Source organism: Micromonospora sp. HUAS YX12 (assembly GCF_040215685.1).
Lineage (GTDB): Bacteria > Actinomycetota > Actinomycetes > Mycobacteriales > Micromonosporaceae > Micromonospora > Micromonospora tulbaghiae.
The window spans coordinates 5010753-5037642 of sequence record NZ_CP157974.1 but is presented as its reverse complement, the minus strand read 5'-3'; the positions used below and the strand labels follow the sequence as shown (position 1 = coordinate 5037642).

Below are 26890 nucleotides of genomic sequence, written 5' to 3'. Positions count from 1 at the left end.
TTCGAGGGTGGGAATCGAGGAACTGTACCCCGCCAGGCGACTGATCGCGGCCCAGCGCGCCACCGCCGCGGCGGGCCTGGACGCGCTGCTGCTCACCCCGGGTTCCGACCTGCGCTACCTGACCGGCTACGACGCCCGCGAGGGGGAGCGGCTGACCTGCCTCGTCCTGCCCGCCGAGGGCGAGCCGACGCTGATCGTGCCGGTGCTGGAACGGCCGGACGCCGAGGCCGCGCCCGGCGCCGGCTACCGGATCGTCGACCACGCCGACGGCACCGACCCGTGGCCGCTGGTGCGCGCGGCGCTCCCCGGCCCGGTCCGCGCCGTCGGGCTGGCCGACCGGATGTGGGCACAGCAGGTTCTCGCGCTGCGCGACGTGCTGCCCGGCGCGGCCCAGCGGCTCGCCTCCGACGTGCTGCGGGAGATGCGGATCCGCAAGTCGCCGGCCGAGGTGGCAGCGCTGGCCGAGGCGGGCGCCGCGATCGACGCGGTGCACCTGCGGATGGGGGAGTGGCTGCGCCCCGGCCGCACCGAGCGGGAGGTCGCCGCCGACCTCGCCGCCGCGATCCGGGCCGCCGGGCACGCCGCTGTCGACTTCGTCATCGTCGCCGCCGGCCCGAACGGCGCGAGCCCGCACCACGGCACCTCGGACCGCCCGATCGGCGTGGGCGAGCCGGTGGTGGTCGACATCGGCGGCACCATGCCGTCGGGCTACCGCTCCGACTGCACCCGCACGTACGTCGCCGGCGGCCCCGCCCCGGCCGAGTTCGTGGACTACTACGCGGTGCTGCGGGAGGCGCAGCGCGCCGCCGTGGCCGCCGTCGCGCCGGGCGTGACCGCGGAGGCCCTCGACGCGGTCGCCCGCGACGTGATCAGCGCCGCCGGTTTCGGCCACGCCTTCCTGCACCGCACCGGTCACGGCATCGGCCTCGACGGCCACGAGGAGCCGTACGTGGTGACGGGCAACCCCCGGCCGCTCGAGGCCGGCATGGCTTTCTCGGTCGAACCCGGGATCTACCTCGCCGGGCGGCATGGAGCCCGGATCGAGGACATCGTCGTCTGCACGACGGACGGCGGGCAACGGCTCAACACCACCCCCACGGAGCTCATCGCGCTATGAACGTCGACCGGATCCTGCCCACCGACGAGGCCCACGACCTGCTGGACCTCGTCACCGAACTCGCCGACCGGGAACTGGCCCCGGCCGCCGCCGGTTTCGAGGCCCGCGCCGAGTTCCCCCGGGAGGTGCTGCGCACCCTGGGCCGGGCCGGCCTGCTCGGCCTGCCGTACGCCGAGGAGCACGGCGGCGCCGCCCAGCCGTACGAGGTGTACCTCCAGGTGCTGGAGATCCTCGCCAGCCGGTGGCTGGCAGTGGCCGAGGCGGTCAGCGTGCACACGCTGTCCTGCTACCCGCTGGCCCAGTTCGGCACCGACGAGCAGCGCAAACTGCTGCCGGACATGATCGGCGGGGAGCTGCTCGGTGCGTACTGTCTCTCCGAGCCGCAGGGTGGCTCGGACGCGGCGGCCCTGACCACGCGGGCGGTGCGCGACGGCGACGCGTACGTGGTGACCGGCACCAAGGCGTGGATCACGCACGCCCGGGTGGCCGACTTCTACAACATCTTCTGCCGCACCGGCGGCCCCGGCCCGAAGGGCATCTCCTGCCTGCTGGCCGACCGGTCCACGCCGGGCATCCACCCGCAGGCCGCCGAGCGGACCATGGGCCTGCACGCCTCACCGATCGCGCAGATCGCCTTCGACGACGCCCGGGTGCCGGCGGAGCGGCTGGTCGGCGGCGAGGGCGCCGGGTTCACCATCGCGATGTCCGCGCTGGACTCCGGCCGCCTGGGCATCGCCGCGTGCGCGGTGGGCCTGGCCCAGGGCGCGCTGGACTACGCGGTCGGCTACGCCCGGGAGCGCCGCCAGTTCGGCCGGGCGATCATCGACTTCCAGGGGCTCGGGTTCAACCTGGCCGACGCCGCCACCCAGATCTCCGCCGCGCGGGCGCTCACGCTGGCCGCCGCGCGGCTGCGCGACGCCGGACGCCCGTACTCGATCGAGGCGGCGAAGGCGAAGCTGTTCGCCACGGACGTGGCGATGCGGGTGACCACCGACGCGGTGCAGGTGCTCGGCGGCGCCGGGTACGTCGCCGACCACCCGGTCGAGCGGTACATGCGGGAGGCCAAGGTGCTCCAGATCGTCGAGGGCACCAACCAGATCCAGCGGCTGGTCATCTCCCGCGCGCTGGCGAAGGGCTAGCCTGTCGCGGTGACCTACCCCCGGATCACCGCAGACCCCGACGTCATGGGGGGTGCGCCCTGCGTGCGGCAGTCGCGCATCCCCGTGGCCACCCTGCTGGCCATGATGGCCGAGGGCATGTCCGTCACGGACATCCTCACCGACCTGCCGTTCCTGGACGAGGAGGACATGGCGGAGGTGCTGAACTACGCCGCGGACGCGGTGCGCGACCGGACGGCGCGCTGAGCGTCACCGCGGCGGGCCGGGTGCGGCGTGGGAGCGCTTTTCCGGCTAGGGTGCAGCGCGTGGAGGAGATCGACCGTGCCATCGTCGCCGCGCTGACCGGGGACGGTCGGCTGTCGTACACGGATCTGGCCGAGCGGGTGGGCCTGTCGGTGTCGGCCGTGCACCAGCGGGTCCGCCGGCTGGAGCAGCGCGGGGTGATCAAGGGGTACGCCGCGCGGGTGTCGTTCGAGGCGCTGGACCTGCCGCTGACCGCGTTCGTGGCGATCCGGCCGTTCGACCCGTCGCAGCCGGACGACGCGCCGGAGCGGCTGGCGCACCTGCCCGAGATCGACTCGTGCTACTCGGTGGCGGGGGAGGACTTCTATCTCCTGCTGGTGCGGGTGGCCGGTCCGGCCGACCTGGAACGGGTGCTCCAGGAGATCCGTACCTCCGCGAACGTCACCACGCGCACCACTGTGGTGCTGTCCACGCCGTACGAGAACCGGCCGCCGAAGATCAGTGGCGAGCTGACCGGCCGGGGGCGTCCCCGTCCGTCGGCGGAGCCGGCAGGTTCCACCGCCTGATCACCCGGCGGCCGTGCTCGTGCCCGAGCACGCTGAGCGTGGCGGTGTCCAGCCGCAGCAGCGCGCCGGCCGAGGGCGGCAGCCCGATCCAGCGCGCTCCGAGCGCGCGCAGGCTGTGCCCGTGCCCGACGAGTGCGACGTCGCCCTCCTCCAGCAGCGGCGCGACCCGGTCCAGGACGCGGTCCAGGCGGGCGCCCACCTGCTCCGGTGACTCCCCGCCGGGCCCGCCGTCGGTCCAGATCGTCCAGCCGGGCCGTTCGGCCTGGATGTCCGCGGTGGTGCGGCCCTCGTACTCGCCGTAGTTCCACTCGGCCAGGTCCGGCTCGATCGCGTCGACGGTGAGCCCGGCCATGGCGGCGGTGCGGGTGGCGCGCTGCCGGGGGCTGGACAGGACCCGGGCGAAGCGCCGGCCGGCCAGCAGGGGAGCCAGCGCGCCTGCCTGCCGCTCGCCGTCGGGGGTCAGCTCCAGGTCGGTGTACGAGGTGTGCCGGTGGGCGGCGCTCCACGTGGTCTCGCCGTGCCGGATCAGCAGGATCTCGTTCACCGGCCCAGTCAACCATGCGGGGGCGGGCCCGGCCCGCCGACGGTTACCGGGACGCCGGCGTGGGTTCGGTCAGGCCGTCGCGTGCCGGCTGGCCGGGCGCTCGTTCCCGGGCGCGTGCGCCGCCGGGGCGCAGTTGCAGGACCGCGACGGAGGCCAGCACCAGCGCGCCGCCGGCGAGCTGCGCGGGGGTGAGGGCCTCGCCGAGGGTGAGCGTGGCCAGCGCGGCGGTGACCACCGGCTCGAAGGTGGACAGGATGGCTGCGGTCGACGGACCGGTCCGCTTCAGGCCGGCGAAGAAGGCCAGCATCGCCACGACCGTGGAGATCACGGCGATGGCGGCCAGCCAGAACCATCCCCGCCACCCGAAGCTCAGGTCGACGCCGCCGGTGACCAGGGCGCGAGCGCCGAGGGTGCCGGCGGCACCCGTCATCACCAGCGCCGACAGCGCCACGGGTGCCAGCCGGTGCACGACGGTGTCGGAGACCAGGATGTAGACCGTGTAGGTGACGGCGGCGGCGAAGGCCAGCAGCGCCCCGAGCGGATGGAAGCCCGCGCCACCGGCGCCGTGCAGGACCAGCAGCGTTCCACCCGAGGCGGCCACCAGTGCCGCGCCGCGTCTCGGGCTGAGCCGGTCCCGGCCGAGCAGGACTGCCGCCACGGTCACCAGGACCGGATACGTGTACAGGATCAGCGCCAGCAGGGACGCGTCCATCAGCTTGAGCGCGGAGAAGTACAGGCTCGCCTGTGTGGCATACCCGATCGCGCCCAGCCCGAGAGCGACGGCCACCACCCGCCCACGCCTCGTCGCCGGCCGCCCACCGCCCGGCGCCGCGCCGCGCAGCCCAGGCCGCGTGAGCAGGACGAGCCCGAGCAGTACGGCGGCCAGCCCGAAACGCACCAGCAGCAGAGCCGTCGGGGAGACACCGGCGTCGTACGCGAGCTTGCCGAAGACGGCCATCGCGCCGAAGCAGGCGGCGGACAGGAGACACAGTGCGGCACCCACGCGCCAAGGATCACCGGCACCGACTGCACAGGTCCAGCGATGAATTCCGCCGGTGAATCATTAGGATTCCCGCATGATCGAGCTGGACCTGCGGCGGTTGCGCTTCCTGCGGGAGTTCGAGGAACGCGGCACGATGGCCGCTGTCGCCGCGGCTCTGGGCTACAGCCCGTCGACTGTGTCGCAGCAGCTGGCCCTGCTGGAGAAGGAGGTGGGCGTCCGGTTGCTGGGCAGGGCGGGCCGTGGCGTACGGCTCACCGAGGCCGGGCACGTGCTCGCCCGGCACGCCCGGGTGCTGCTGTCGGCGGCCGAGGCGGTGGAGGCCGACCTGGCCGCCCTCGACGGTGACGTCCGGGGGAGCGTCCGGGCGGGCGGCCTGCAATCGGCGGCGCGCCGCCTGCTCGTGCCGGCCGTGGCCCGGATGAGAGCCGAGCACCCGCAGGTCCGGGTGGAGATCTTCGAGCTGGAACTCGAACAGTCCTTGCCGGGGCTGCGCCTGGGCACCGTCGACCTGGTCATCGGCGACGAGTACGACAGCCAGCCCCGCCCTCGCCCGGCGGGCCTTCGTTTCACGCTCCTGCTCGAGGAGCCCTTGCGGCTCGTGCTTCCCGCTGCGCATCCCCTGGCCGGGCCCGGGGGACACGTCGCGGTCACCGACCTGCGGTCCGAGGTGTGGACCGCCTCCGCCGAGGGCACCGGGCACCACGCCATGGTGGTCGGGACGTGCCGCCGTCTCGGCGGCTACGAACCGGACCTGCGGCACCGTTCCAGCGACGCGGACGTGCAACTCGGGCTGGTCCGGGCCGGGGCGGCGGTCGCCCTGATGCCGGCGCTGGCCCTGCCCGGGGACGACCCGGCGCTGGCGGTCCGGGGCGTCGCCGAGAGCGCACTCAGGCGCCGCCTGGTCGCAGTCACGCGGGACACGCCGTCCGCGCCCGCCCTCACGGCGTTTCTCGCCGCTGTCACGGACCGGGTCCGTGACCTCGACCGGTAGGCCCGCACCTTCAACCTATTGTCCTAGGAAGCCCTACGCGATGTGCGCCGGTCAACGGCGTTTGGCACAACAGTCACCGGGGACGCGACAAGGGCAAGGCGTAGCCGGACGAGGGAGGGCGACATGAGCTTCACCGACAAGGCGAAGACCAAGGCCCAGGAGATGAGCGGCATGGCCAAGGAGCGCATCGGCGACGTGACCGACAACGAGCGGTTGCGGGCCGAGGGCGCCTCCGAGCAGAGCACGGCGCGCGCCCGGCAGGCCGGGGAGCACGCCAAGCAGGCGGGCCGCGACGTCAAGGACGCCTTCAACAAGTGAGTACGCGAACGGCGGGCCACCTCTGCGATGAGGTGGCCCGCCGTCGTGTGCCCGGAGGCCGGGGTCAGTCGTCGCGGTGCGCGAGCCACCAGGCCTGGCCGGCCTCGGGCAGCGTGTCGATCGGGTCGTAGTAGGCGTAGCGCTTGTTCAGCGCCTCCAGCTCGGCCGACTCGATCGAGGTGCGGTAGTTCTTGGTCCAGTAGGAGATGCCGCGCTCACGGTCGTAGTCGGTGAGCATGTGCACCCAGCGCTTGCCGACGAACGGCACGTCGCAGACGATCCGCGGGGTGGCGTAGCCGGGCAGGTAGCCCATGATGTCGTGCTGGAGCTGCTGGGCGTGCCAGACCGGGACGCGCCAGTGCTCGGCGTTGGGGATCATGTCGCACATGTAGAAGTAGTACGGCAGGATGCCCGCCTCGCCCTGGAGCGCGAAGCAGAGGTCGAGCAGGTCGGCGCTGGTGGCGTTGACGCCGCGCATGAGCACGCCCTGGTTGCGGACGTCGCGTACGCCGACGTCGAGCGCGGTCTGGGCGGCCTTGGCGACCAGCGGGGTCAGCGACTGGGCGTGGTTGACGTGGGTGTGGATGGCCAGGTTGACGCCGCGGCGGGCGGCGGTGCGGGCGACCCGTTCGAGGCCCTCGACCACGTCGGGCTGGAGCCAGTGCTGGGGCAGGCCCATGAGGGCCTTGGTGGCGAGCCGGATGTCCCGCACGGTCTCCAGCTCCAGCAGGCGCATCAGGTACGACTCGAGGTTGCGCCACGGCACGTTGGCGACATCGCCGCCGGAGACGACCACGTCGCGTACGCCGGGGTGGGCCTTGAGGTAGGCGATGTGGGCGTCGTAGCGGTCGACGGGCTTGAGGGTGAGCTTGAGCTTGTCGACCGCGGGGGTGGAGTTGCCGACGAGGTCCATGCGGGTGCAGTGGCCGCAGTACTGCGGGCAGGTGGAGAGCAGTTCGGCGAGGACCTTGGTGGGGTAGCGGTGGGTGAGGCCCTCGGCGACCCACATGTCGTGTTCGTGGAGGCTGTCGCGGCTGGCGTACGGGTGTGAGGGCCAGTCGGTGCGCCGGTCGGAGGCGACCGGGATCATGTAGCGGCGGATCGGGTCGGCGAGCAGCGCCTCGGTGCTCATCGGCTGATGCGGCACCATGGTGTTGAGCATCTGCGGCGGCACCAGCATGGACATGGTGGCCAGGGCCTTCTGGTCGGCCTCCAGGTCGGCGTAGAAGGTCTCGTCGACGGTGTCGCCGAGGACGGCGCGCAGCTGCTTGATGTTCTTGACGCAGTTGACCCGTTGCCACTGGGCGCTCTCCCACTGGTCGCGGGTGATGTGGCGCCAGCCGGGGAAGCGGGTCCAGTCGGGTTCGACGAGGGGCGCGCGGCGGTATTCGTAGGGCTGTCCGGCGGCCGGGACGGCGACCGGCGCGGAGCGGGGCGTCGGGATCGTCTCCACCGGTTGGGTCTGGGTCACGGCCCCTCCTCGTCAGCATGCGGGTTGATCAACGGATGCGTAGGCTACTGGAAAATCTGCGGTGAAGAAATTAGTCTGCCGGAAGTTTTCCCGCGACGCGACCCCTGGCCGGGGGTTCGGGCGGCTGGACATAGGGGGGTCGGCGTGACGTCACCGGTGGGTCTGCACCGAGTCGTGGAACCGGCGGGGGTGCTCCCGCAGGCGGCCTGGCGGCTGGACCCGGACCCGCGGATCGCGGCGAACGAGGTGCGGATCCGGGTCGAGCGGCTGAACCTGGACGCGGCGAGTTTCCGGCAGCTGGCGGAGAAGCACGGCGGAGACGGGGCGAAGGTCCGTGCCGAGGTGCTGGAGATCGTGTCGACCCGGGGGAAGATGCAGAACCCGGTGACCGGTTCGGGCGGCATGCTGATCGGCACGGTCGAGGAGGCGGGCCGCCGGTCGCCGCTGGGGCTGCGGCCGGGTGACCGGGTGGCGACGCTGGTGTCGCTGACACTGACGCCGTTGACGATCCTCGACGGGCTGGCCCGCTGGGACGGGCGCAGCGAGCAGGTGCCGTGCGACGGGTACGCGATCCTGTTCGCCCGGTCGATCGCGGCGGTGCTGCCGCCGGATCTGCATCCCGAGTTGTCCCTGGCGGTGCTGGACGTGTGCGGGGCGCCGGCGTTGACGGCGCGGGTGGTGGCCGAGCAGGTGGCGCGGCGGTCCCGTGAGGGTGATCCGCGTCCGGTGTCGGTGGCGGTGATCGGCGGGGCGGGCAAGAGCGGGTCGTTGTCCCTCGCGGCGGCGCGGCGGGCGGGCGCCGCCCGTACCGTCGGGGTGGTTCCGGTGGATTCGGAGCGGGACGCGCTGACGGCGGCCGGGCTGGCCGACGTGGTGGCGCTGGCCGACGCGCGGGATCCGGTGGGGCTGTCGACGGCGGTGACGACGGCGCTGGGTGTGCCGGCGGACGTGACTGTGGTGTGCGTGGACGTGCCGGGGTGTGAGCACGGCGCGGTGCTGGCCACGGCGGACGGCGGTACGGTGATCTTCTTCTCGATGGCGACGAGTTTCGCGGCGGCGGCGCTGGGTGCGGAGGGCCTGGCGGCGGACGTGACGATGCTGGTGGGCAACGGGTACGTGCCGGGGCACGCGGCGCTGGCGCTGGATCTGTTGCGTGCCGAGCCGGGGGTGCGCGGTCTGTTCGAGGCTCGTCTGGCGGCAGACTGAGGCCATGACGAACCCCTCGACGCTGTATCGCGGTGGAGTGCTGCACTGTCCGGCGGACCCGAGCGCGACGGCGCTGCTGGTGCGGGACGGGCGGATCGCCTGGTTGGGTACGGACGCGGATGCGCCGCGGGCGGACCGGGTGGTGGAGCTGGGCGGTGCTCTGGTGACGCCGGCGTTCGTGGACGCGCACGTGCACGCGACGGATACCGGGTTGGCGTTGTCGGGGCTGGATCTGTCGGCGGTGCGGTCGGCGGGTGAGCTGCTGGAGGCGGTGTCGGCGTTCGCGGCGGGCCTGCCGGGTGACGCGGTGGTGCTGGGGCACGGCTGGGACGAGTCGAACTGGGCTGATCCGGCGCTGCCGGACGCGGCGGCGCTGGATCGGGCGGCCGGTGGGCGGCGGGTGTATCTGTCGCAGGCGTCGATCCATTCGGCGCTGGTGTCGGCGGCGTTGCTGGCGGCGTGCCCGGAGGTGGTGCCGGCGGCCGGGTACGCCGCGTCGGGGTGGCTGCGGCGCGACGCGCACCATGTGGTGCGGGCGGCGGCGTTCGCGTCGGTGACGCGGGCGCAGCGGGTGGCGGCGCAGCGGCGGGCCCTGGCGCACGCGGCGTCGCTGGGTATCGCGGCGGTGCACGAGTGCGGTGGTCCGGACATCTCCGACGAGGAGGACTTCACCGGGCTGCTGGCGATCTCGGGGGCCGGGGTGCCGGAGGTGTACGGGTACTGGGGTGAGCTGCTGGGTGCGGCGAAGGCCCGGGAACTGGGTGCGGTGGGCGCGGGTGGTGACCTGTTCGCCGATGGGGCGCTGGGGTCGCGGACGGCGCACGTGTCGGCGGCGTACCTGGACGGTGAGGCGGGGGCGTGCGGGCACGGGTACGTGTCGGCGGAGCAGGTGCGTGATCATCTGCTGGACTGTGCGGCGCACGGGTTGCAGGGCGGGTTCCACGCGATCGGGGACGCGGCGATCGGGACGGTGCTTGCGGGGTTCGGGCTGGCGGCGCGGTCGGTGGGTGTGGACCGGTTGCGGGCCGCCCGGCACCGGGTGGAGCACGCGGAGATCATGAGCAAGGCGCTGATCGCCGGGTTCGTGGAGTACGGGATCGTGGCGTCGATGCAGCCGGCGTTCGACCGGTTGTGGGGCGGTGCGGGCCGGATGTACGAGTCGCGGCTGGGGCTGGCCCGGTCGTTGGAGTCGAATCCGATGGGTGCGATGCACGGGGTCGGTGTGGCGTTGGCGTTCGGGTCGGATTCGCCGGTGACGCCGCTTGATCCGTGGGGGTCGGTGCGGGCGGCGGCGGCGCATCACAATCCGGCGCAGCGGATGAGTGTGCGGGCGGCGTTCGCGGCGCACACGCGCGGCGGGTGGCGGGCGGTGCACCTGGACAACGAGGGTGTGCTGGCGTTGGGGGCGCCGGCGACGTTCGCGGTGTGGGACACCCCGGCGGGCGTGGAGCGGGGGTTGCCGGTGGTGCTGGCCGAGGATCCGGAGTTGCGGGGCGCGGACGATCCGACGCCGCTGCCGGTGTGCCGGGCCACTGTGTTGCGCGGTGACGTGATCTATCAGGAAGGGTCTTCGTGACAGGGAAGCTTGGGCTGGATCCGGCGCTGGTGGCGCGGGCGCGGGAGTTGGCGCGCCGGGCCGGGCAGCCGGTGGTGGATCTGGCGCGCAGCCACACCACGGTGTCGGTGGAGCGGGCGGTGCTGCGGCTGGCCGGGGTGACCGGCGCGGACCCGGACGGCATTCCGTGGGTGAACCGGCTCGTGGACGCGGTGGTCGCGGACGTGGGGCTGGGGCACGGGGTGGCGGCGCCGGTGTTCGACGCGCTGGCGCGTGAGGGCATCGCGGATGTGACGTTGCTGGCGCAGAAGGCGGCGGCCGGGTCGGTGCGGTTCGCGCAGCCGTCGGGGAAGGCGGCGACGGCTGCGCGGCGGGCGTCGCGTAAGGCGGTGGCGGCGGGGGTCCGGGCGATCGACCGGCGGCGCGCGGAGCGGGACCGGCTGGTGAAGCGGTTCGGGGATCCGGAGCGGCGGCCGTGGATCTATCTGATCGTGGCGACGGGTGACATCTACGAGGACATTCCGCAGGCGCAGGCGGCGGCGCGGGCCGGCGCGGATGTGATCGCGGTGATCCGGTCGACGGGGCAGTCGCTGCTGGACTACGTGCCGGAGGGGGCGACCCGGGAGGGGTTCGCGGGCACGTACGCGACGCAGGAGAACTTCCGGCTGATGCGGGCGGCGCTGGACGAGACGTCGCGGGAGCTGGGCCGGTACGTGCGGCTGACGAACTACGCGTCGGGTCTGTGCATGCCGGAGATGGCGACGCTGGCCGGGCTGGAGCGTCTGGACATGATGCTCAACGACTCGATGTACGGGATCCTGTTCCGTGACATCAACCCGATCCGGACGTTCGTGGACCAGCGGTTCTCGCGGCAGGTGCACGCGCGGGCGGGGATCATCATCAACACCGGTGAGGACAACTACCTGACCACCGCGGACGCGGTGGACGAGGCGCACACGGTGACGGTGTCGCAGCTGCTCAACGAGTTCTTCGCGCACGAGGCGGGGCTGGCGGACTGGCAGCTGGGGCTGGGGCACGCGTTCGAGATCAACCCGGATGTGCCGGAGTCGTTCCGGCTGGAGCTGGCACACGCGTTGCTGGCGCGGGAGTTGTTCCCGGACGCGCCGTTGAAGTGGATGCCGCCGACGAAGCACATGACCGGTGACGTGTTCCGGGGCAACCTGCTGGACGGGTTCTTCAACCTGGTGGGCACGATGACCGGGCAGGGGATCCTGCTGGTGGGGATGATGACCGAGGCGGTGGTGACGCCGTGGCTGTCGGACCGGGACATCGCCCTGCAGAACGTGCGGTACGTGCTGGGCGCGGCGGGCGGGTTGCACGAGGACTTCGTGCCGGCGCCGGGCGGGTTCATCCAGCAGCGGGCGCACCGGGTGCTCGGTGAGGCGGTGGACCTGCTGGAGCGCATCGGGGACCAGTCGTTGCTGACGGCGATCGCCGAGGGCACGTTCGGGATCATGAAGCGGCCGGCGGACCGGGGCAAGGGCCTGTCCGGGGTGGCGCGGCACGAGGCGGACTACTACAACCCGGCCACCGAGATCCTGGAGCAAACCCTGTGAGCGAGAAGACCGTCGTGCGGCCGTACGGGGACACCACCGGTGACGGCATGGTGCAGGTGTCGTTCACGTTGCCGGTGCCGCACGACAAGCGGGCCGAGGGCGCGGCGGTGCAGCTGGCCAACAAGATGGGCATGGACCCGGCGATGCTGGTGCATGCCAAGCCGATCGGTGGCGGGTTCACGTTCTTCGTGGTGTACGGGCGGGTGAACCACCTGGTGGACCTGTCGAAGGTGCAGGTGGTGGAGCGCGACTATCCGCTGTTGTCGGCCAAGGAGGTCAACGCGGTGGTGAAGCGGCAGCTGCGCCGCAAGCTGTCGGTGGTCGGGGCGTGCATCGGCACCGACGCACACACGGTGGGCATCGACGCGATCCTCAACGTGAAGGGCATCGCCGGGGAGAAGGGCCTGGAGTACTACCGGGAGCTGAAGGTCTCGAACCTGGGCGCGCAGGTGAGCGTGCCGGAGCTGGTCGAGGCGGCGCGGCGGGAACGCGCCGACGCGGTGCTGGTGTCGCAGGTGGTGACGCAGCGCGACGCGCACCTGCACAACACGCGGGAGATGTCGGCGGCGTTCCGGGAGGCGATGCCGGCCGGGCGCCGGCCGCTGCTGATTGTCGGCGGGCCGCGGTTCGACGAGACGATGACCGGTGAGCTGGGCGTGGACCGGATCTTCGGCCGTGGCACCACTCCGGGTGAGGTCGCCAGTTACCTCGTGCACGCTTTGATCACCTCCAGGAAGGCGAACACCCCATGAGCGATCCGCGTGTCGGTCTGACCGTCGTCCACCGCCGGTACGTGCCGTACTCCCACGCCCACTACGCGGGCAACCTGGTCGACGGGGCGTACGCGCTGGGGTTGTTCGGGGACGTGGCCACCGAGGTGTGCATCCGCACCGACGGTGACGAGGGGTTGTTCGCCTCGTACGCCGATGTGCAGTTCCGGGCGCCGATGAAGGCCGGTGACGTGCTGGAGGTGACGGCGACGGTGACGCGGGTGGGCACGCGCAGCCGCACCATCGACTTCGCCGCGACGGTGGTGTGCCGGGGTTGCCCGGATAAGGGGGAGTCGGCCGCCGAGGTGCTCGACGAGCCGATCGTGGCGGTCACCGCGACCGGCACTGTGGTCGTACCGCCGTCCCCGTGAGCGCGAGGAGCGAGCCGGGGTTGCGAGCCCCGCAGTCGCGAACGAAAGACGGCCCGGCGTGAGCGCGAGGAGCGAGCCGGTGTCGCGAGCGCCGCAGTCGCGAACGAAGGACAGCCCGGCGTGAGGGCCGTCGTCTGCGCCGACGTCGGGTCGACGTACACGAAGGCGGCGGTGGTGGACCTCGACGGCGGCCGGCTGGTCGCGGCGGCGTCGGCGCCCACCACCGTCGGCACGGACGTCCTGCACGGCCTGGACGCCGCGGTCGGCGCGGCCACCGCGTCGGCCGGGGTCGCGCAGGTGCCCTGGTACGTGTGTTCGTCGGCCGGGGGTGGGCTGCGCCTGGCGGTGGTCGGCTACGAGCCCCTCGTGACCGCTCAGGCGGGCCGGCGGGTCGGTCTGTCGGCGGGCGCGAACGTGGTGCACGTGGCGGCGGGGCGGCTGTCCGGGGCGGACGTGGCGGCGTTGCGGGCGGCCCGGCCGGACGTGGTGCTGCTGGTGGGCGGCACCGACGGCGGCGACGCCGACACGGTGACGCACAACGCGACGCGGCTGGCGAAGGCCCGGTTCCGGGTGCCGGTGGTCCTGGCGGGCAACGCCGACGTGCGGGACGACCTGCACGCGCTGCTGGCGGGCGCGGGGGTGCCGGTGACGGTGGCGGGCAACGTGCTGCCCCGCATCGGAGTGCTGGAGCCGGCGTCGGCGCGGGCGGCGATCCGGGAGGTGTTCCTGCGGCACGTCATCGGCGGCAAGAAGCTGTCCCGGGGTACGAGGTTCGCGCGGCTGGTCCGCGCCGCCACCCCCGACGCGGTGCTCACCGGCGTGGAGGTTCTCGCCGGCACGCTCGGCGGTGACCTGGCCGTGGTGGACGTGGGTGGGGCCACCACCGACGTGTACTCGGTGCTCACCCCCGACGAGCGCGACAGCGGCCCCAGCCAGGAGGTCGCCGGGACGCTGTGGCGGGCCCGCACCGTGGAGGGCGACCTGGGCATGCGGTGGAGCGCGCCGGGTGTGGTGCGCGCCGCGGCCGAGGAACGGCTGCTCGACCCGGCCGGCGAGGCGGAGCTGGCGGCCGCGGCGGCGGTACGGGCGGCCGATCCGGGGTTCCTGCCCGCCGGTGACGGCGATCGGGCCGTGGACCGGCGCATCGCGGCGCTGGCCGCGACTGTGGCGTTGCGGCGGCACGCGCGGGGCGCGGCGACGGGGGAGCGGGCCGGGCGGGACCTGCGGGAGGTGAAGCTGCTCGTCGGCTCCGGTGGGGTGCTGCGGCACGCCGAGCCGGGCGACGCGGCGGCGGTGCTCGACGCGGTGCTCACCGACCACGCGGGCGGGTGGGCGTTGCCGCGGGCGGCCCGGCCGGTCGTCGACGTGGACTACGTGCTGGCCGCGGCGGGGCTGCTCGCCGGCGAGCATCCGGGTGCGGCGGCGGCGATGCTGCGGCACCACCTCGGCGCCTGAACGGGGTCGCGGACCGGGCGCGGAAATCGAGACGCGCCGACGCGACACGCCGTGTTGCAGCACACGACAGGCCCGGGTGGGTTGACAGCGGCGGGGGTCTACGCCGTACCGTCTTTGAGTCCTACCACGGGAAGCGGCTGTTGTTCGCTTCGTCCCTTCGTCCGCTGGCCGAGCGACCGGAAGGTTGCGGCGGCCAGGTCCAGCGGGCGGGGGTCGGCGGGGCGGCGCGAACCGGCCGCGGTTACCGGTGTACGGGCAGGGTGAGAGGCACGGCCAGTAGACAACGGCCAGGCGGGGGCAGCCAGTCCACGTCGGGTCGGTCCGAAGGTCGGCGCCGATCGTCTTCGCCCCACCGGCCGGGAAGGGCCTGGGAGCATCGGGGCGCGGCTTCGGCCGCGCCCCGATTTCATCCCCCCGATCCCCCCGTCAGCGGCCCAGCGCTCTCAGCGGCCGAGCCGCCGGTAGCGGCGCACCGCGGCCGGAGCGGCCACCGCGATCAGCGCCAGCGGCCAGGCGATCGCCAGTTCCAGCGCGTGCCGGGCCGGCCACGAGTCCCCGCCCAGGCCTGGGTTGCCGAACAGGTCCCGGGCCGCCGCCACTGTCGCCGACAGCGGGTTCCACGAGGCGATCGCGCCCAGCCAGTCCGGCATCAGCTCCGGCGCGACGAACACGTTGGACAGGGCGGTCAGCGGGAACGCCAGCGGGAACACCACCACCGCGACCGTGTCCGGGTTCGGCACGAGCAGCCCGAACAGGATGCCCACCCAGGTCATCGCGACGCGTAGCAGCAGGATCAGCGCCACCGCCGCCAGCGCCGGGCCGGCGCCCTCGCGCCACTGCCAGCCCACCAGCAGCCCGCACGCCACCAGCGTGGTCATCTCCAGGCACGCCCGTACCAGGTCGGCGCTCGCCCGGCCGGACAGCAGCGCCGAGCGGGCCATCGGCAGCGACCGGAACCGGTCCACCACGCCCCGGCCGGTGTCGGCCGCGACCGCCGACGCGGTCGCGCCGAGGCCGTAGAGCATCGTCATGACGAACACCCCGGGCAGCAGGAACTCCCGGTAGCTGCCGTCGCCCGGCACGGACATGCCGCTGCCGAACACGTAGCCGAACACCAGCACGAACATGATCGGCAGGCTGAAGTAGAGGATGATCTCCTCCGGGGCGCGTACCACGTGCCGCATGTTCCGCCCGGCCATCAGCCATCCGTCGGTCAGTGCCCTCACGACGCCACCCCCACCCGCTGCGTGCCGGCGTGACCGCCGGTGAGCCGCAGGAACGCCTCGTCCAGCGTGGGGCGGCGGACCAGGACGTCCTCCACGGCGACCCCGGCGTCGTCGAGGGCCCGCAGCACGGCGGTGAGCACGGCGATCCGGTCGGCCACCGGCGCGTCCACGCGGCGCAGCTCGGCGTCCACGGTCACGGCCGCGCCGGTGGCGCGTTCCACCAGCGCCGCGGCCGCGGGCAGGTCCGCCGTGTCGCGGACCACCAGTTCCAGCCGGTCGGCGCCGATGCGGGCCTTCAGCCGCTCCGGGGTGTCCTCGGCCACGACCCGGCCGGTGTCGATGACGCACACCCGGTCGGCGAGGTGGTCGGCCTCCTGCAGGTACTGGGTGGTCAGCAGCACCGTGGTGCCGTCGTCGACCAGTTCCCGCACCGCCGTCCACAGGCCGTTGCGGCTGCGCGGGTCCAGGCCGGTGGTCGGCTCGTCGAGGAACAGCACCCGCGGCGCCACCACCAGGCTGGCCGCGAGATCCAGGCGGCGGCGCATCCCACCGGAGTAGCCGCCGGCCGACCGGTCGGCGGCCTCGGTCAGGCCGAACCGGTCCAGCAGTTCCTCGGCGCGGCGGCGGGCCCGGCGCGCGCTCAGCCGCCGCAGCCGGCCGAACAGCACCAGGTTCTGCCGCCCGCTGAGCACCTCGTCGACGGCCGCGTACTGGCCGGTCAGGCTGATCGCGGCGCGGACCCGGTCCGGGTCGGTGGCGACGTCGTACCCGGCCACCCTGGCCCGGCCGGCGTCGAAGCGCAGCAGCGTGGTGAGGATCCGCACCGCAGTGGTCTTGCCCGCCCCGTTGGGGCCGAGCACCCCGTACACGGTGCCGGCCGGCACGGCCAGGTCGAGGCCGTCCAGTGCGGTGGTGCGGCCGTACGTTTTTCGTATCCCGTCGGCCAGCACGGCCGTCGTGTCGTCGGTCATGGGTGTCAGGGTCACCGGCGTCGCTGACCGGGCGCGTACCGCGCGCGCACCGGGCGGCGCCGGGCCGGTCAGCGGCCGTCGAGCAGCGCCAGCGCCCGCTGCCGGGGCAGGTTCGCGCCGCGGGCGTACGCGGTGGCGAACGCCGCCTCGCCCAGGCGTTCCCGCAGCGCGGCGGCGGTCGGTGTGCCGGCCGGGGCGTCGGCCGCGCCGGTGCCGGCCAGCAGCGCCGCCGCCGCGCCCAGCAGACGGGCCGCCGACTCGTGGTCGCCGTCGCGCAGCAGCGGCCCGGCCAGCCCGTCGGCCGCCGCGGCCACCACCGGCGCGTCCCACGCCCCGGCGCCGGCGGTGAGGACCTGCCGGTAGTGGGCGTGGGCGGCCGCCGGGTCGCCGGCGGCGTCGGCGAGCTGCCCGAGCGTCACCAGCGCCGCCAGCCGCACCACCTCGGCGCCGAACCAGCCCGACGGGCATTGCGCGACGGCCCGCTCGCACAGCGCGCGCGCCCGCTGCGGGTCGCCGTCGCGGCGGGCGATCTCGCCGAGCCCCAGATGCGCGGCGGCGACCAGCTCCGGTGCGCCGGCCGGACCGGCGATGCGCCGTACCCGCCGGTAGTCCTCGGCCGCGCCGGCCAGGTCACCGGCGACCAGCCGCCCGTCGGCGCGGGTACGCAGCAGCTCCGCCAGGTCCAGGGTGGAGCCGAGCTGTTCGGCCAGGTCCAGCGCCTCCGCCATCGGCGCGGCCGCCGACGCGACGTCACCGGTGCGGTAGGCGGCCTCGGCGCAGGTGGACAGCGTCACGATCATGCCCCAGCGGTCTTCGAGGGCCCGGAAGCCGGCCAGCGCGGCGTCCAGCTCGGTGCGGGCCTGCTCGTGCCGGCCGTGCAGCAGGCTGACCATCGCCGTGCCCAGCAGGCCCAGCGCCCGGCTCCACGGGTCGGCGCCGAGCAGCCGGTCCCGGACGGCCTGCTCGTGCAGCGCCGCCGCGTCCTCCGGCGACGGGGGGCCGCTGGCCATGCCGGACAGGTACAGCAGGAACGGATGCCGGGGCGGCCGGGCCAGGGTCCACAGGATCCGCGAGGCGGCGTCGACCTCGCTGCGGTCGCCGCCGCCGGCGAGCGTGGCGACCAGCAGGCCCAGCGCGTACTCCTCGGCCAGGCCGTCGGGCGGGCCGTCGACCCGGTCGACCAGCCGCCGGGCCAGCGCCGCGCCCTCCCCGCGCAGGCCCCGCAGCCACCAGTAGAACGCCAGCGCCGCGACCAGCCGCAACCCGGTGGCGGTGTCCGCGTGCCGCAACGCCGCGTGCAGGTCGTCGCGCGCGGAGTCGAGGCGGCGCAGCCACCGGTCCTGGCCGCCGCCGCGCAGCGCCGCGTCGCCGGCGAGCGCCAGATCCAGGAAGTACGCGGCGTGCGCGTCCCGCACCCGCGCGGTCTCGCCGTGCTCGGCCAGCCGGGCCGCCGCGAACTCGCGGATCGTCTCCAGCATCCGGTAGCGCCCGCCGGTGGCCTCCACCAGCGACTTGTCGACCAGGCCGGTGAGCACGTCCAGGACGTCCCCGGCGTCCGGCGCGCACACCGCCTGCACCGCGGCCAGGTCGGCGGCACCGGCGAACACGCTCATCCGGGCGGCCAGCCGCCGCTCCGCGGCGTCGAGCAGGTCCCAGCTCCACCCCACGACGGCCTCCAGCGTGCGGTGCCGGGGCACCGCGGTGCGGTCACCGCGGCGCAGCAGCCGGAACCGGTCGTCCAGACGCGCCGCGACCTGCGTCACCGGCAGGGCCCGCAGCCGCGCCGCGGCCAGCTCCAGAGCCAGCGGCAGCCCGTCGAGGGTGCGGCAGATCCGCAGCACCGCCGGGGTGGTGGCGGCGTCGAGGGTGAACCCGGGAGACACGTCGGCGGCCCGGTCGCTGAACAGCCGCACCGCCGGGTACGCGGCGGCCGCCTCCGGCGCGGCCGGCCCGTCCGGGACGGGCAGCCCGCCGACCGGGCACAGCGCCTCGCCGGTGAGACCCAGCGGCTCCCGGCTGGTGGCGAGCACCCGCAGCCCTGGCGCCGCGGCGAGCAGCCGGCCGGTCAGCCGGGCCGCGTCGTCGATCACGTGCTCGCAGTTGTCCAGCACCAGCAGCAGCCGCCGGTCGGCCAGCGCCGCCACCAGCCGGTCGGTCAGGTCGGCCGGGCCGCCGGGTGCGCGCAGGCCGGCGTCGCGCAGGTCCAGCGCGGCCAGCACCGCCGGCGCGACCGGCGCCCCGGGTGTCACAGCGGCCAGCTCCACCAGGCACACCGGCCCGTCGTGGCCCGACGCGACGGTGGTGGCCAGCCGGGTCTTGCCGGCGCCGCCCGGGCCGTGCAGGGTCACCAGCCGCGCCGCGCCGAGCAGGTCGTGGACCCGCCGCAGCTCCGGTTCCCGGCCGACGAAACTGGTGAGCGGGCTGGGCAGCCGGGCGGCCGGTGCGGCGTCGTCGCGCAGCAGCGCCGTGTGCAGCGCGACCAGCTCCGCCGACGGGTCGGTGCCCAGTTCCTCGGCCAGCACCCGGCGGGCGTCGGCGTAGACGGCGAGGGCCTCGGCGCGGCGGCCGGCGCCGTGCAGGGCACGCATCAGCAGCCCGTGCAGCCGTTCCCGCAGCGGATGCTCCGCCACCAGGTCCCGCAGCTCGGCGATCAGCGGCGCGCCGGCCGGCGCCAGCGCCAGCTCCGCCTCGACGCGGTCCTCGACCGCGGCCAGCCGCGCCTGGCGCAGCCGGGCCGCCTCGGCGTCGGCGAACGGCGCGCCGCTCACGTCCGCGAGGGGTTCGCCGCGCCACAGGCCGAGCGCGTCGCGCAGCAGCGCCGCCGCACCCGCCGGGTCACCGGCGGCGAGCGCCGCCCGGCCGGCCGCGGCCAGGCCGGTGAACCGGTGCACGTCCACCTGCTGCGGGTCGACGGCCAGCCGGTAGCCGGCCGGGCCGAACTCGATGTGCGCGCCCGGCAGCAGCCGCCGCAGCCGCGACACCTGCGACTGCAGCGCGTTGGCGGCCTGCTCGGGCGGCCGGTCGCCGTACACGCCGTCGACGAGGCGCTGCGGCGTCACCGTGCGGTCGGCGTCGAGCAGCAGCAGCACCAGCAGCGCGCGCAGCCGCCCGCCGGCGACGGGCAGCACGCTGCCGTCGGCCGCGTACGCCTGGGTCGCGCCGAGCACACCGAACCGCATGTGCCCGATTGTCGCCTGTCCCCGCCGCGCCGGTGGCACGCCCCACACCGGTTCGGCCGGCCGCCGGTACGGGCGGGTAGCCTTCGGCCCGTGATCGTGGGGAGAAGCCGGTGACGACGCTGGACCGGGAACAGCCGCGTGCCACCGACGGGGCACCCGGTGACGGCGGCGCGCGTCCCCTGCCGCTGACGCTGGCCGTGCCGGCCGCCGTGCTCGCCGGGCTGGCGCTGCTGCTGGCGTTCCCGCCGTACGGGTGGTGGCCGCTGGCGCCGGTCGGCGTGGCGCTGCTGGCCGCCGCCGTGCACCGGCGGCGGCTGCGTGCCGGCGCCGGTCTGGGCTTCCTGACCGGGGTGGCGTTGTTCGCGCCGCTGCTGGAGTGGACGAACCTGCACACCGGCTACCTGCCGTGGGCGCTGCTGTCGCTGCTGCAGGCCGCCTACCTGGCGCTGCTGGGCGCCGCCACCGCCTGGGCGTCGCCGCTGGCCGACCGGCACCGGGCGGCGTGGCCGCTGCTGACCGGTGTGCTGTGGGTGGGGCAGGAGGCGCTGCGTGACCGCACCCCGTTCGGCGGGTTCCCGTGGGGGCGGCTGGCGTTCAGCCAGGACACGTCGCCGCTGCTGAAGCTCGCCGCGCTCGGCGGCGCCCCGCTGGTCACGTTCGCCGTCGCGGTCGCCGGAGGGCTCCTGGTGACCGCCGCGTGGCGGGACTGGCGGCACACGCCCGGGCAGTGGCGGCCCGTCGCCGGGCTCACCGCCGCGCTGGTGGCGCTGCTCGCCGCGGGCACGGCCGTGCCGGCCGGGGTACGCGGCGCGGGCGGCACCGTCACCGTCGCGATCGTGCAGGGCAACGTGCCGCGCCTCGGACTGGACTTCAACGCGCAGCGGCAGGCGGTGCTGAACAACCACGTCGACGCGACGCTGGACCTGGCGCGGCGGGTCGCCGAGGGCGGCCAGGAACGCCCCGACGTGGTGGTGTGGCCGGAGAACTCCAGCGACATCGACCCGCTGCGCAACCCGGGCGCGGGGGAGCGGATCTCCCGGGCCGCCGACGCGATCGGCGCGCCGATCCTGGTCGGCGCGGTGCTGGTCGGGCCCGGGCCGGGTCAGGTGCGCAACGCGGGGCTGCTGTGGCGGCCGGGCACCGGCGCCGACCTGGACCAGGTGTACACGAAGCGGCATCCGGTGCCGTTCGCCGAGTACGTGCCGCTGCGGTCCATCGCCCGCAAGGTCAGCTCCCAGGTCGACCGGGTCCGTTCCGATTTCGTACCCGGTGACCGTCCCGGCGTGCTGGACGCCGGCCCGGCCGTCCTCGGCGACGTGATCTGCTTCGAGGTGGCCTACGACGGCATCGTCCGGGACACCGTCACCGGCGGCGCGCAGCTGCTGGTGGTGCAGACCAACAACGCGACGTTCGACGTGGCCGAGGCCCGCCAGCAGCTGGCCATGGTGCGGCTGCGGGCGGTGGAGCACGGCCGGGCCGCGTTGATGGCCTCCACGGTCGGGGTGTCCGGGTTCGTTTCCCCGGACGGGCGGGTAGACGGTGCGACCGGGTTCAACACCGCCGCGGTGGTGGTGCGGCAGATGGAACTCGGCGACGGGCGTACCCCGGCGACCACGGCCGGGGTGTGGCCGGAGGTGGCGCTGACGGCGCTGGCGGTCGCGGCCCTGGCCGGCGCGGCCGTGCTGCGCCGCCGCCGGGAGGTCGCTCCCGGCTGAGCCGACGAGCGGGAGGCGGTGCGACGGTGGGCGTGGCAGCCGGCAGGCGGACGGTCGGCCATCCCGGGGTGGGGCGGGTCCTGGTGGTCATCCCCACCTACAACGAGGCCGACAACGTCGGGCGCATCGTGGCCCGGGTACGCGCGGCGGCGCCGGCGGTGGACGTGCTCGTCGCCGACGACAACAGCCCCGACGGCACCGGCGCGATCGCCGACACGCTCGCGGCCGGCGACCCGCGGGTGCACGTGCTGCACCGGGCCGGCAAGGAAGGGCTCGGCGCGGCCTACCTGGCCGGTTTCGCCTGGGCGCGCACCCGCGGCTACGACGCGGTGGTGGAGATGGACGCCGACGGCTCACACGCCCCGGAGGACCTGCCGGCGCTGCTGCACGCCGCCCGCGACGCCGACGTGGTGATCGGCTCCCGGTGGACCCGCGGCGCGCGGGTGCTGAACTGGCCGTGGCGGCGGCTGCTGCTGTCGCGGGTGGGGAACCTGTACGCGCGGCTGGCGCTGGGCATGCCGGTCAGCGACGCCACCGGCGGCTACCGGGTGTACCGGTCGAGCGCGCTGGACGCGATCGACCTGGGCTCGGTGCGTTCCCAGGGGTACGCGTTCCAGGTGGAGCTGTCGCGGCTGGCGCACCGTGCCGGGGTGCGGATGGTGGAGGTGCCGATCACGTTCGCCGAGCGGGAGCACGGCGACAGCAAGATGAGCCCGCTGATCGTGGCTGAGGCGCTGTGGCGGGTCACCCGCTGGGGGGTGCGGGACCGTCTGGCGACCGCGTCCGCCCGCCCGGACGCGCTGGCGCGCTGGCCTTGAGCGAGGGCGTGTCATGCTTGAGGGGCGTGATGACCCCGGGCTGATGAGGTGAGATGCGCCGAGGACTGAAGTACGTACCACCGGCCCTGCTGCTGCTCGCGCTGCTGGAGCTGACCGTTTTCGTGCTGGTCGGCCGGGCCGTCGGGTTCGGCGTGGCGGTGCTGCTGGTGTTCGGGGCGTCCCTGCTGGGTCTGGTGCTGCTGCGCCGCGAGGGCATGCGGGCGTGGCGCGGCTTCCGCGCGGCGGCGCAGGCCGGCCGGCCGCCGGGCCCGGAGGTGACCGATGGGCTTGTCGGTCTGCTGGGCGCGCTGCTGCTGGCGCTGCCGGGCCTGGTCAGCGGCGTGGTGGGCCTGCTGTTGCTGGTGCCGCCGCTGCGCCGGCTGGCCGGTGGCGGGGTGCGCCGGGCCACCGAGCGCCGGGTGTCGTCGATGGTCGCCGGTGACCTGTTCGGGCCGCGCCGGGTGCGCGTGTACCGGGGTGCGCCGCAGCCCACCCCGGAGCCCGCGCCGGCCCCGTCGCCTGGTCCCGCGCCGTCGCCGCAGCCGGTCACCGACCCGGGCAAGGCCATCGAGGGCGAGATCGTCGACCGCTGACGCGCCCCGCTGCGCCGTCAGCTTGATCGACTCCACTTCGCCGAGGTGGTGCCATCAGACCGCGCCCGACCCCGCCACCTCCCCGAGCTGGCGGCCCGTTCACCGGCCCGGCACCGGGATCGGCCCACGCGCGGCGGATCAGCCGCCCACAACCAACCCGCCCTCCCATGATCGGCACAAGTTCGGGGAGGTGGCGGCATCATGGCCCATCCGTAGCTTCCAGCGAAAAACCAACGCTAGGGTCCATTGATCTTCGTGGTGGGTGACCCGTAGCGTGCCGTCCGTTTGGTGGCGGTCGATGTTCGGGCGGTGGGTGGGTGGCGACTCGGGATGTGTTCTCGGAGGAGGATCTGGCGCGGCTTCGGGGGTTCCCGGAGGTCACGCGGGCTGAGTTGATCCGCTACTTCACGGTGACGGGCCCGGACGAGGTGTTTCTGCGAAAGTTCCGGACTGGCCGCAACGTGTTGGGCGCGGCGGTGCAGTTGTGCACGCTGCCGTGGTTGGGGTTCGTGCCGGACGACGTGGCGTCGGCGCCGGCGGCGGTGGTGGGCCGGTTGTCGCAGCGGCTGGGTGTGCCGATGGGCGAACTGCGCGGCTACGGGGAGCGAAAGCAGACCCGCACGGATCATCTACGGCAGGTGGCGGCGTACTGCGGGTGGCGGGCGATGGACACCGCCGAGTGGAAGGACCTCGACGAGTTCCTGTTCGCCCGGGCGATGGAGCACGACTCGCCGAAGCTGCTGTTCCGGCTGGCCTGCGAGTATCTGATCTCGTCGCGAGTGGTGCGACCGGGGGTGGTGCACCTGCTGGAACATGTGGCCACGGCGCGTGCTCGGGCGCGGGCGGAGACGTGGACGCGGGTGGCGCACATGCTGACCGACCCTCGCCGGGCGGAGTTGGACCTGCTGCTGGTGCCCGACGCCTACCTCGGGCGCACACCCCTTGCCTGGTTGGGGGTGGGGCCGACGTCGTCGAGTCCGGCGGCGGTGAAGGCGGAGTTGGAGAAGCTGGCCTACCTGCGCCGGCTCGACGCGCACACCCTGGACCTGTCGATGCTGCCGGCGGAGCGGCGCCGGTTCCTGGCCGGGGTGGGGCGGCGGCTGACCGGGCAGGCGTTGCAGCGCCGAGAGCCGGAGCGCCGGTATCCGATCCTGCTGACCCTGCTCGCGCAGTCCGCCGTCGACGTCCTCGATGAGACGCTGCTGCTGTTCGACCAGGCCGTGTCCGGGCGTGAGTCGGCGGCGCGGCAGAAGGTCGTGGAGGCCCTGGCGGAGCGAGCCAAGGGTGGGGAGAACCGGCAGGCGCTGCTCGACGAGATCCTGACCATCGTTCTCGACCTTGGGGTGGGGGATGAGCAGATCGGTGGGCTGCTGCGCGGGCGGATCGGGATGAAGCGGATGCGCGCGGCCTGGACCGAGCGCCGTGAGCGGCTGCCGCGTGATCACGGGCACCTGGCGATGATGCACGCCTCGATGACCTACCTACGGCAGTTCGCCCCCGCCGTCCTGGCGGCGGTGCGGTTCGCCGGCGGGCCGGGCACGGAGCAGCTCCTCCAGGCGGTGGCGGTGCTGGCCGAGCTGTACGCGACCGGCACCCGGAAGGTGCCGGCCGGGGCGCCGGTGGGGTTCGTGCCCACAAGGTGGGCCGGCTATCTGGCCGCCGCGGCCGAGGCCGGCAACGTCACCGAGTACCGCCACTACTGGGAGATCGCGGTGCTGATCGGCCTGCGCGACGGCCTGCGCTCCGGTGACATCTTTGTGCCCGGGTCGCGCCGGTACGCCGACCCCGCGTCGTTCCTGCTCACGCCCGAGGCGTGGGCGCCGCAGCGCACCGAGTTCTGCCACCTGGTCGGCAAGCCAGCCGCCGCCGACGACGCCCTCACCGAGGCCGACGAGGAGCTGCACACCGCCCTGACCGACCTGGAGACCCAACTCGCGAAGGGCGACCCGGGCGAGGTCCGGCTCACCGACGACGGGGAGCTGATCATCCCGCCGCTGACCGCCGAGAACGTGCCGGCCGAAGCGGACGCGCTGCGCGCCGAGCTGGCCGCGATGCTGCCCCACCTGCCGCTGGCGTCGGTGCTGGTGGAGGTGGACGCGCGGACCGGGTTCACCGACCACCTGGTGCACGCGGGCGGGAAGGTGAACCGGCCGGCGGAGCTGAAACGGAACTTGCTGTATGTGATCATCGCCGAGGCCACCAACATGGGCCTGGGCGCGATGGCCGAGTCGTGCGGCGTGCCGTACGACGTCCTCGCGTGGACCGCCGAGTGGTACTTCCGTCCGGAGACCCTGGAGGCGGCCAACGCCGCGGTGGTGAACTACCACCACCGGTTACCGCTGACGAGGGCGTTCGGGGCCGGGGCGCTGTCGTCATCCGACGGGCAACGGTTCCCCGTCAAGGGCAAGAGCATCACCGCGCGGCACCTGTCCCGGTACTTCGCCCGCGGGCAGGGCGTATCCACCTACACCCACGTCTCCGACCAGCACTCGACCTTCGACACCAAAGTCATCGTCGCCACCGCCCCGGAGTCGCACTACGTCCTGGACGGGCTGCTGGGCAACGCCACCGACCTGCCGACGTTCGAGCACGCCACCGACACCCACGGCGCCACCCTGGCCAACTTCGCGCTGTTCGACCTGGTCGGCAAGCAGCTCTCGCCGCGCATCCGCGACCTGGGGAAGATCACCCTCTACCGCATCGGCGCGAAGGCCGACGTCCTGGCCCGGTACCCGCGCTCGGGCCCGCTGCTGACCCGTCGGCTGAACACCGACCTGATCGTGAGCATGTGGGACGACCTGCTGCGGGTCGCCGCGTCGGTGCAGGGCGGGCACGCCACCGCCGCCCTGGTGGTCGGGAAGCTGTGCTCGTCCAAGCGGCAGCAGAACGCGCTCACCTCGGCGATCAAGGAGTACGGGGCGCTGCGCCGCACCGTCTACGCCGCCCGCTACCTCGCCGACGAGACGTACCGGCGCAGAATCGCCCGGCAGTTGAACAAGGGCGAGAACCTGCACGCCCTGCGCCGCTCCCTGGCCTACGCCGGCGAGGGCGCGATCCGCCGCCGGCACCTGGAGCAGCAGACCGAGCAGATGTGGTGCCTCACCCTGGCTACCAACGCCATTGTCTGCTGGTCCACCGAGTACCACGGCCTCGCCGTCGGCGCCCTGCGCCGCGACGGCCGCCAGGTCGATGACGAGGTTCTCGCCCACATTTGGCCCACCCACCACGCCAACGTGCACTTCTACGGCACCCACTCCGTCGACATCGACGGCGAACTCGCCCAACTCGACGCCGACGGCTATCGACCCTTGCGTCTGCCCGAGCATGCCGACGAAGCGCACCTATCCAGGTAGCGGCGAGACCAGCACCTGCAAATCGAGTGCGTCAGCAGGGAATCTGTCCAGGCGGTGCGCCATGTGAGAGGGCAGGTGCAAGAGTACGGCGTCGACCCGCATCTGGTGGTCCTCGTCGATCTTTCTGCCGATCGACTCGACGATCTCGGTCTCCCCGAGTGTTGCTTCCAACTGGTCGAGAAGCGTGGATTCCCATCGGCTGGTCACGATCTGCAGCGCGTCGCCGTAGTGGGAGGAAAGGCGGGTGGCCACACGGTCGGCATCGGCCGCTAGGGCGATCCACCGGCCGGGCTCCTCCTGCCAGATGTCCAGCAGCGCACCTTGCTTCATCAACTCCGTCTCGACCGACGATCTTGCCAACCAGTGGCGGGAAGATTTGCCGGTGACGGCGCCTGCCTCAACGACTGTGTAAGCCGCTGCTTGCCGCGCAGGCGGAGTTACGTGCGGGCCAGCCTGGACCTTGGCAACCACGAATTGACGGTCTTGCAGTTGCCCGGCGGCGACCACGCGACGGCCTTCGAGGTTACTGAAGTCAGTCACCGCTGAGCTGGGGGCGAGCCACGTCGCCAGAGCGGCGGAGACGGCAGCACCTTTGGAAACCAGAACCGTCCCGCCATCGGCGACCAGACAGCACCGCTGGCCGACTCGCAGGAGGGTGCCGCTGGACAACGCTGGTTGCCCCTCGTCGACGACGAGGGGCAACCAGCGTTGCATCGCGCTGATCCTGCTC

Annotated in this window: 23 protein-coding genes; 16 read left to right on the top strand and 7 right to left on the bottom strand. The window is 74.0% G+C overall.

The window, feature by feature from the left end:
• Positions 1–7: 7 nt before the first annotated feature.
• Genes ABIH81_RS24055 through ABIH81_RS24040 form a run of 4 tightly spaced genes read left to right on the top strand, consistent with a single transcriptional unit; the run spans position 8 to position 3044 of the window.
• Positions 8–1117: a Xaa-Pro peptidase family protein gene (locus tag ABIH81_RS24055; protein WP_349877148.1), complete on the top strand. Its 1110-nt coding sequence runs from the start codon at positions 8–10 to the stop codon at positions 1115–1117.
• Complete coding sequence (locus ABIH81_RS24050) at positions 1114–2256, top strand: acyl-CoA dehydrogenase family protein (protein WP_349877147.1); 1143 nt, start codon at positions 1114–1116, stop codon at positions 2254–2256. The genes ABIH81_RS24055 and ABIH81_RS24050 overlap by 4 nt, the downstream gene beginning before the upstream one ends.
• 9 nt (positions 2257–2265) lie before the next feature.
• Positions 2266–2481: a DUF433 domain-containing protein gene (locus ABIH81_RS24045; RefSeq protein WP_349877146.1), complete on the top strand. Its 216-nt coding sequence runs from the start codon at positions 2266–2268 to the stop codon at positions 2479–2481.
• Between the two features lie 59 nt (positions 2482–2540).
• Complete coding sequence (locus tag ABIH81_RS24040) at positions 2541–3044, top strand: Lrp/AsnC family transcriptional regulator (RefSeq protein ID WP_043330145.1); 504 nt, start codon at positions 2541–2543, stop codon at positions 3042–3044.
• Here ABIH81_RS24040 and ABIH81_RS24035 read toward each other — a convergent pair.
• A complete protein-coding gene (locus ABIH81_RS24035; protein ID WP_349877145.1) occupies positions 2977–3588 on the bottom strand; it encodes a histidine phosphatase family protein in 612 nt (203 codons plus the stop codon). The genes ABIH81_RS24040 and ABIH81_RS24035 overlap by 68 nt on opposite strands.
• A 43-nt stretch (positions 3589–3631) precedes the next feature.
• Positions 3632–4591 (bottom strand): DMT family transporter, encoded by a 960-nt coding sequence (locus ABIH81_RS24030; protein WP_349877144.1) that lies wholly within the window; start codon positions 4589–4591, stop codon positions 3632–3634.
• Between the two features lie 73 nt (positions 4592–4664).
• On the opposite strand from ABIH81_RS24030, the gene ABIH81_RS24025 reads away from it, so the two are divergent.
• Both ABIH81_RS24025 and ABIH81_RS24020 read left to right on the top strand, forming a co-directional pair.
• On the top strand, positions 4665–5582 hold the full coding sequence (locus tag ABIH81_RS24025) for a LysR substrate-binding domain-containing protein (protein ID WP_349877143.1): 918 nt from the start codon (positions 4665–4667) through the stop codon (positions 5580–5582).
• A gap of 123 nt (positions 5583–5705) precedes the next feature.
• Positions 5706–5900 (top strand): CsbD family protein, encoded by a 195-nt coding sequence (locus ABIH81_RS24020; RefSeq protein ID WP_349877142.1) that lies wholly within the window; start codon positions 5706–5708, stop codon positions 5898–5900.
• 64 nt (positions 5901–5964) lie between these two features.
• Here the strand turns inward: ABIH81_RS24020 and ABIH81_RS24015 are convergent, their stop codons facing one another.
• Positions 5965–7371 (bottom strand): lysine 2,3-aminomutase, encoded by a 1407-nt coding sequence (locus ABIH81_RS24015; protein WP_349877141.1) that lies wholly within the window; start codon positions 7369–7371, stop codon positions 5965–5967.
• Between the two features lie 144 nt (positions 7372–7515).
• On the opposite strand from ABIH81_RS24015, the gene ABIH81_RS24010 reads away from it, so the two are divergent.
• From ABIH81_RS24010 to ABIH81_RS23985, 6 genes are all read left to right on the top strand, one after another.
• Positions 7516–8577, top strand: a complete 1062-nt coding sequence (locus ABIH81_RS24010) for a zinc-binding alcohol dehydrogenase (protein ID WP_349877140.1) — start codon at positions 7516–7518, stop codon at positions 8575–8577.
• Between the two features lie 4 nt (positions 8578–8581).
• Positions 8582–10153, top strand: a complete 1572-nt coding sequence (locus tag ABIH81_RS24005; RefSeq protein WP_349877139.1) for an amidohydrolase family protein — start codon at positions 8582–8584, stop codon at positions 10151–10153.
• A complete protein-coding gene (locus ABIH81_RS24000; RefSeq protein ID WP_349877138.1) occupies positions 10150–11709 on the top strand; it encodes a lysine 5,6-aminomutase subunit alpha in 1560 nt (519 codons plus the stop codon). The genes ABIH81_RS24005 and ABIH81_RS24000 overlap by 4 nt, the downstream gene beginning before the upstream one ends.
• 47 nt (positions 11710–11756) lie before the next feature.
• The gene (locus tag ABIH81_RS23995; RefSeq protein WP_349881187.1) at positions 11757–12461 is read left to right on the top strand and encodes an OAM dimerization domain-containing protein; all 705 of its coding nucleotides are present in this window, start codon (positions 11757–11759) and stop codon (positions 12459–12461) included.
• Entirely contained in the window at positions 12458–12850 is a 393-nt protein-coding gene (locus tag ABIH81_RS23990) for a hotdog domain-containing protein (protein ID WP_349877137.1), read from the top strand. The genes ABIH81_RS23995 and ABIH81_RS23990 overlap by 4 nt, the downstream gene beginning before the upstream one ends.
• A 120-nt stretch (positions 12851–12970) precedes the next feature.
• Positions 12971–14305, top strand: a complete 1335-nt coding sequence (locus ABIH81_RS23985; protein WP_349877136.1) for a glutamate mutase L — start codon at positions 12971–12973, stop codon at positions 14303–14305.
• 443 nt (positions 14306–14748) lie between these two features.
• On the opposite strand, the gene ABIH81_RS23980 is transcribed toward ABIH81_RS23985, so the two are convergent.
• From ABIH81_RS23980 to ABIH81_RS23970, 3 genes are all read right to left on the bottom strand, one after another.
• Entirely contained in the window at positions 14749–15531 is a 783-nt protein-coding gene (locus tag ABIH81_RS23980) for an ABC transporter permease (RefSeq protein ID WP_349877135.1), read from the bottom strand.
• Positions 15528–16502, bottom strand: coding sequence for an ATP-binding cassette domain-containing protein (locus ABIH81_RS23975; protein ID WP_349877134.1), 975 nt, complete (start codon positions 16500–16502; stop codon positions 15528–15530). The genes ABIH81_RS23980 and ABIH81_RS23975 overlap by 4 nt, the downstream gene beginning before the upstream one ends.
• Positions 16503–16570: 68 nt before the next feature.
• Positions 16571–19681 carry a BTAD domain-containing putative transcriptional regulator gene (locus ABIH81_RS23970; protein ID WP_349877133.1) on the bottom strand — a complete coding sequence of 1037 codons (3111 nt, stop codon included), beginning with the start codon at positions 19679–19681 and terminating at the stop codon, positions 16571–16573.
• 110 nt (positions 19682–19791) lie between these two features.
• Between ABIH81_RS23970 and lnt the strand changes: the two genes are divergently transcribed.
• The 4 genes from lnt to ABIH81_RS23950 all read left to right on the top strand — a co-directional run bounded on the left by lnt (position 19792) and on the right by ABIH81_RS23950 (position 26160).
• Positions 19792–21396, top strand: coding sequence for an apolipoprotein N-acyltransferase (gene lnt / locus ABIH81_RS23965; RefSeq protein WP_349877132.1), 1605 nt, complete (start codon positions 19792–19794; stop codon positions 21394–21396).
• A gap of 26 nt (positions 21397–21422) precedes the next feature.
• Positions 21423–22214, top strand: coding sequence for a polyprenol monophosphomannose synthase (locus tag ABIH81_RS23960; RefSeq protein ID WP_349877131.1), 792 nt, complete (start codon positions 21423–21425; stop codon positions 22212–22214).
• Positions 22215–22267: 53 nt separating this feature from the next.
• Entirely contained in the window at positions 22268–22807 is a 540-nt protein-coding gene (locus ABIH81_RS23955) for an FxsA family protein (RefSeq protein ID WP_013286288.1), read from the top strand.
• A 317-nt stretch (positions 22808–23124) separates the two neighbouring features.
• Positions 23125–26160 carry a Tn3 family transposase gene (locus ABIH81_RS23950; RefSeq protein ID WP_349877130.1) on the top strand — a complete coding sequence of 1012 codons (3036 nt, stop codon included), beginning with the start codon at positions 23125–23127 and terminating at the stop codon, positions 26158–26160.
• On the opposite strand, the gene ABIH81_RS23945 is transcribed toward ABIH81_RS23950, so the two are convergent.
• The gene (locus tag ABIH81_RS23945) at positions 26149–26874 is read right to left on the bottom strand and encodes a hypothetical protein (RefSeq protein WP_349877129.1); all 726 of its coding nucleotides are present in this window, start codon (positions 26872–26874) and stop codon (positions 26149–26151) included. The two genes, ABIH81_RS23950 and ABIH81_RS23945, sit on opposite strands and share 12 nt — an antisense overlap.
• Positions 26875–26890: the final 16 nt, after the last annotated feature.

Coding starts and splice junctions, on each gene's coding strand:
- ABIH81_RS24020 (WP_349877142.1), top strand. CDS start 5,706: ATGAGCTTCACCGACAAGGCGAAGACCAAGGCCCAGGAGATGAGCGGC.
- ABIH81_RS23945 (WP_349877129.1), bottom strand. CDS start 26,874: ATGCAACGCTGGTTGCCCCTCGTCGTCGACGAGGGGCAACCAGCGTTG.
- ABIH81_RS24005 (WP_349877139.1), top strand. CDS start 8,582: ATGACGAACCCCTCGACGCTGTATCGCGGTGGAGTGCTGCACTGTCCG.
- ABIH81_RS23970 (WP_349877133.1), bottom strand. CDS start 19,681: ATGCGGTTCGGTGTGCTCGGCGCGACCCAGGCGTACGCGGCCGACGGC.
- ABIH81_RS23975 (WP_349877134.1), bottom strand. CDS start 16,502: ATGACCGACGACACGACGGCCGTGCTGGCCGACGGGATACGAAAAACG.
- ABIH81_RS23995 (WP_349881187.1), top strand. CDS start 11,757: ATGGTGCAGGTGTCGTTCACGTTGCCGGTGCCGCACGACAAGCGGGCC.
- ABIH81_RS24025 (WP_349877143.1), top strand. CDS start 4,665: ATGATCGAGCTGGACCTGCGGCGGTTGCGCTTCCTGCGGGAGTTCGAG.
- ABIH81_RS23990 (WP_349877137.1), top strand. CDS start 12,458: ATGAGCGATCCGCGTGTCGGTCTGACCGTCGTCCACCGCCGGTACGTG.
- ABIH81_RS24050 (WP_349877147.1), top strand. CDS start 1,114: ATGAACGTCGACCGGATCCTGCCCACCGACGAGGCCCACGACCTGCTG.
- ABIH81_RS23955 (WP_013286288.1), top strand. CDS start 22,268: ATGCGCCGAGGACTGAAGTACGTACCACCGGCCCTGCTGCTGCTCGCG.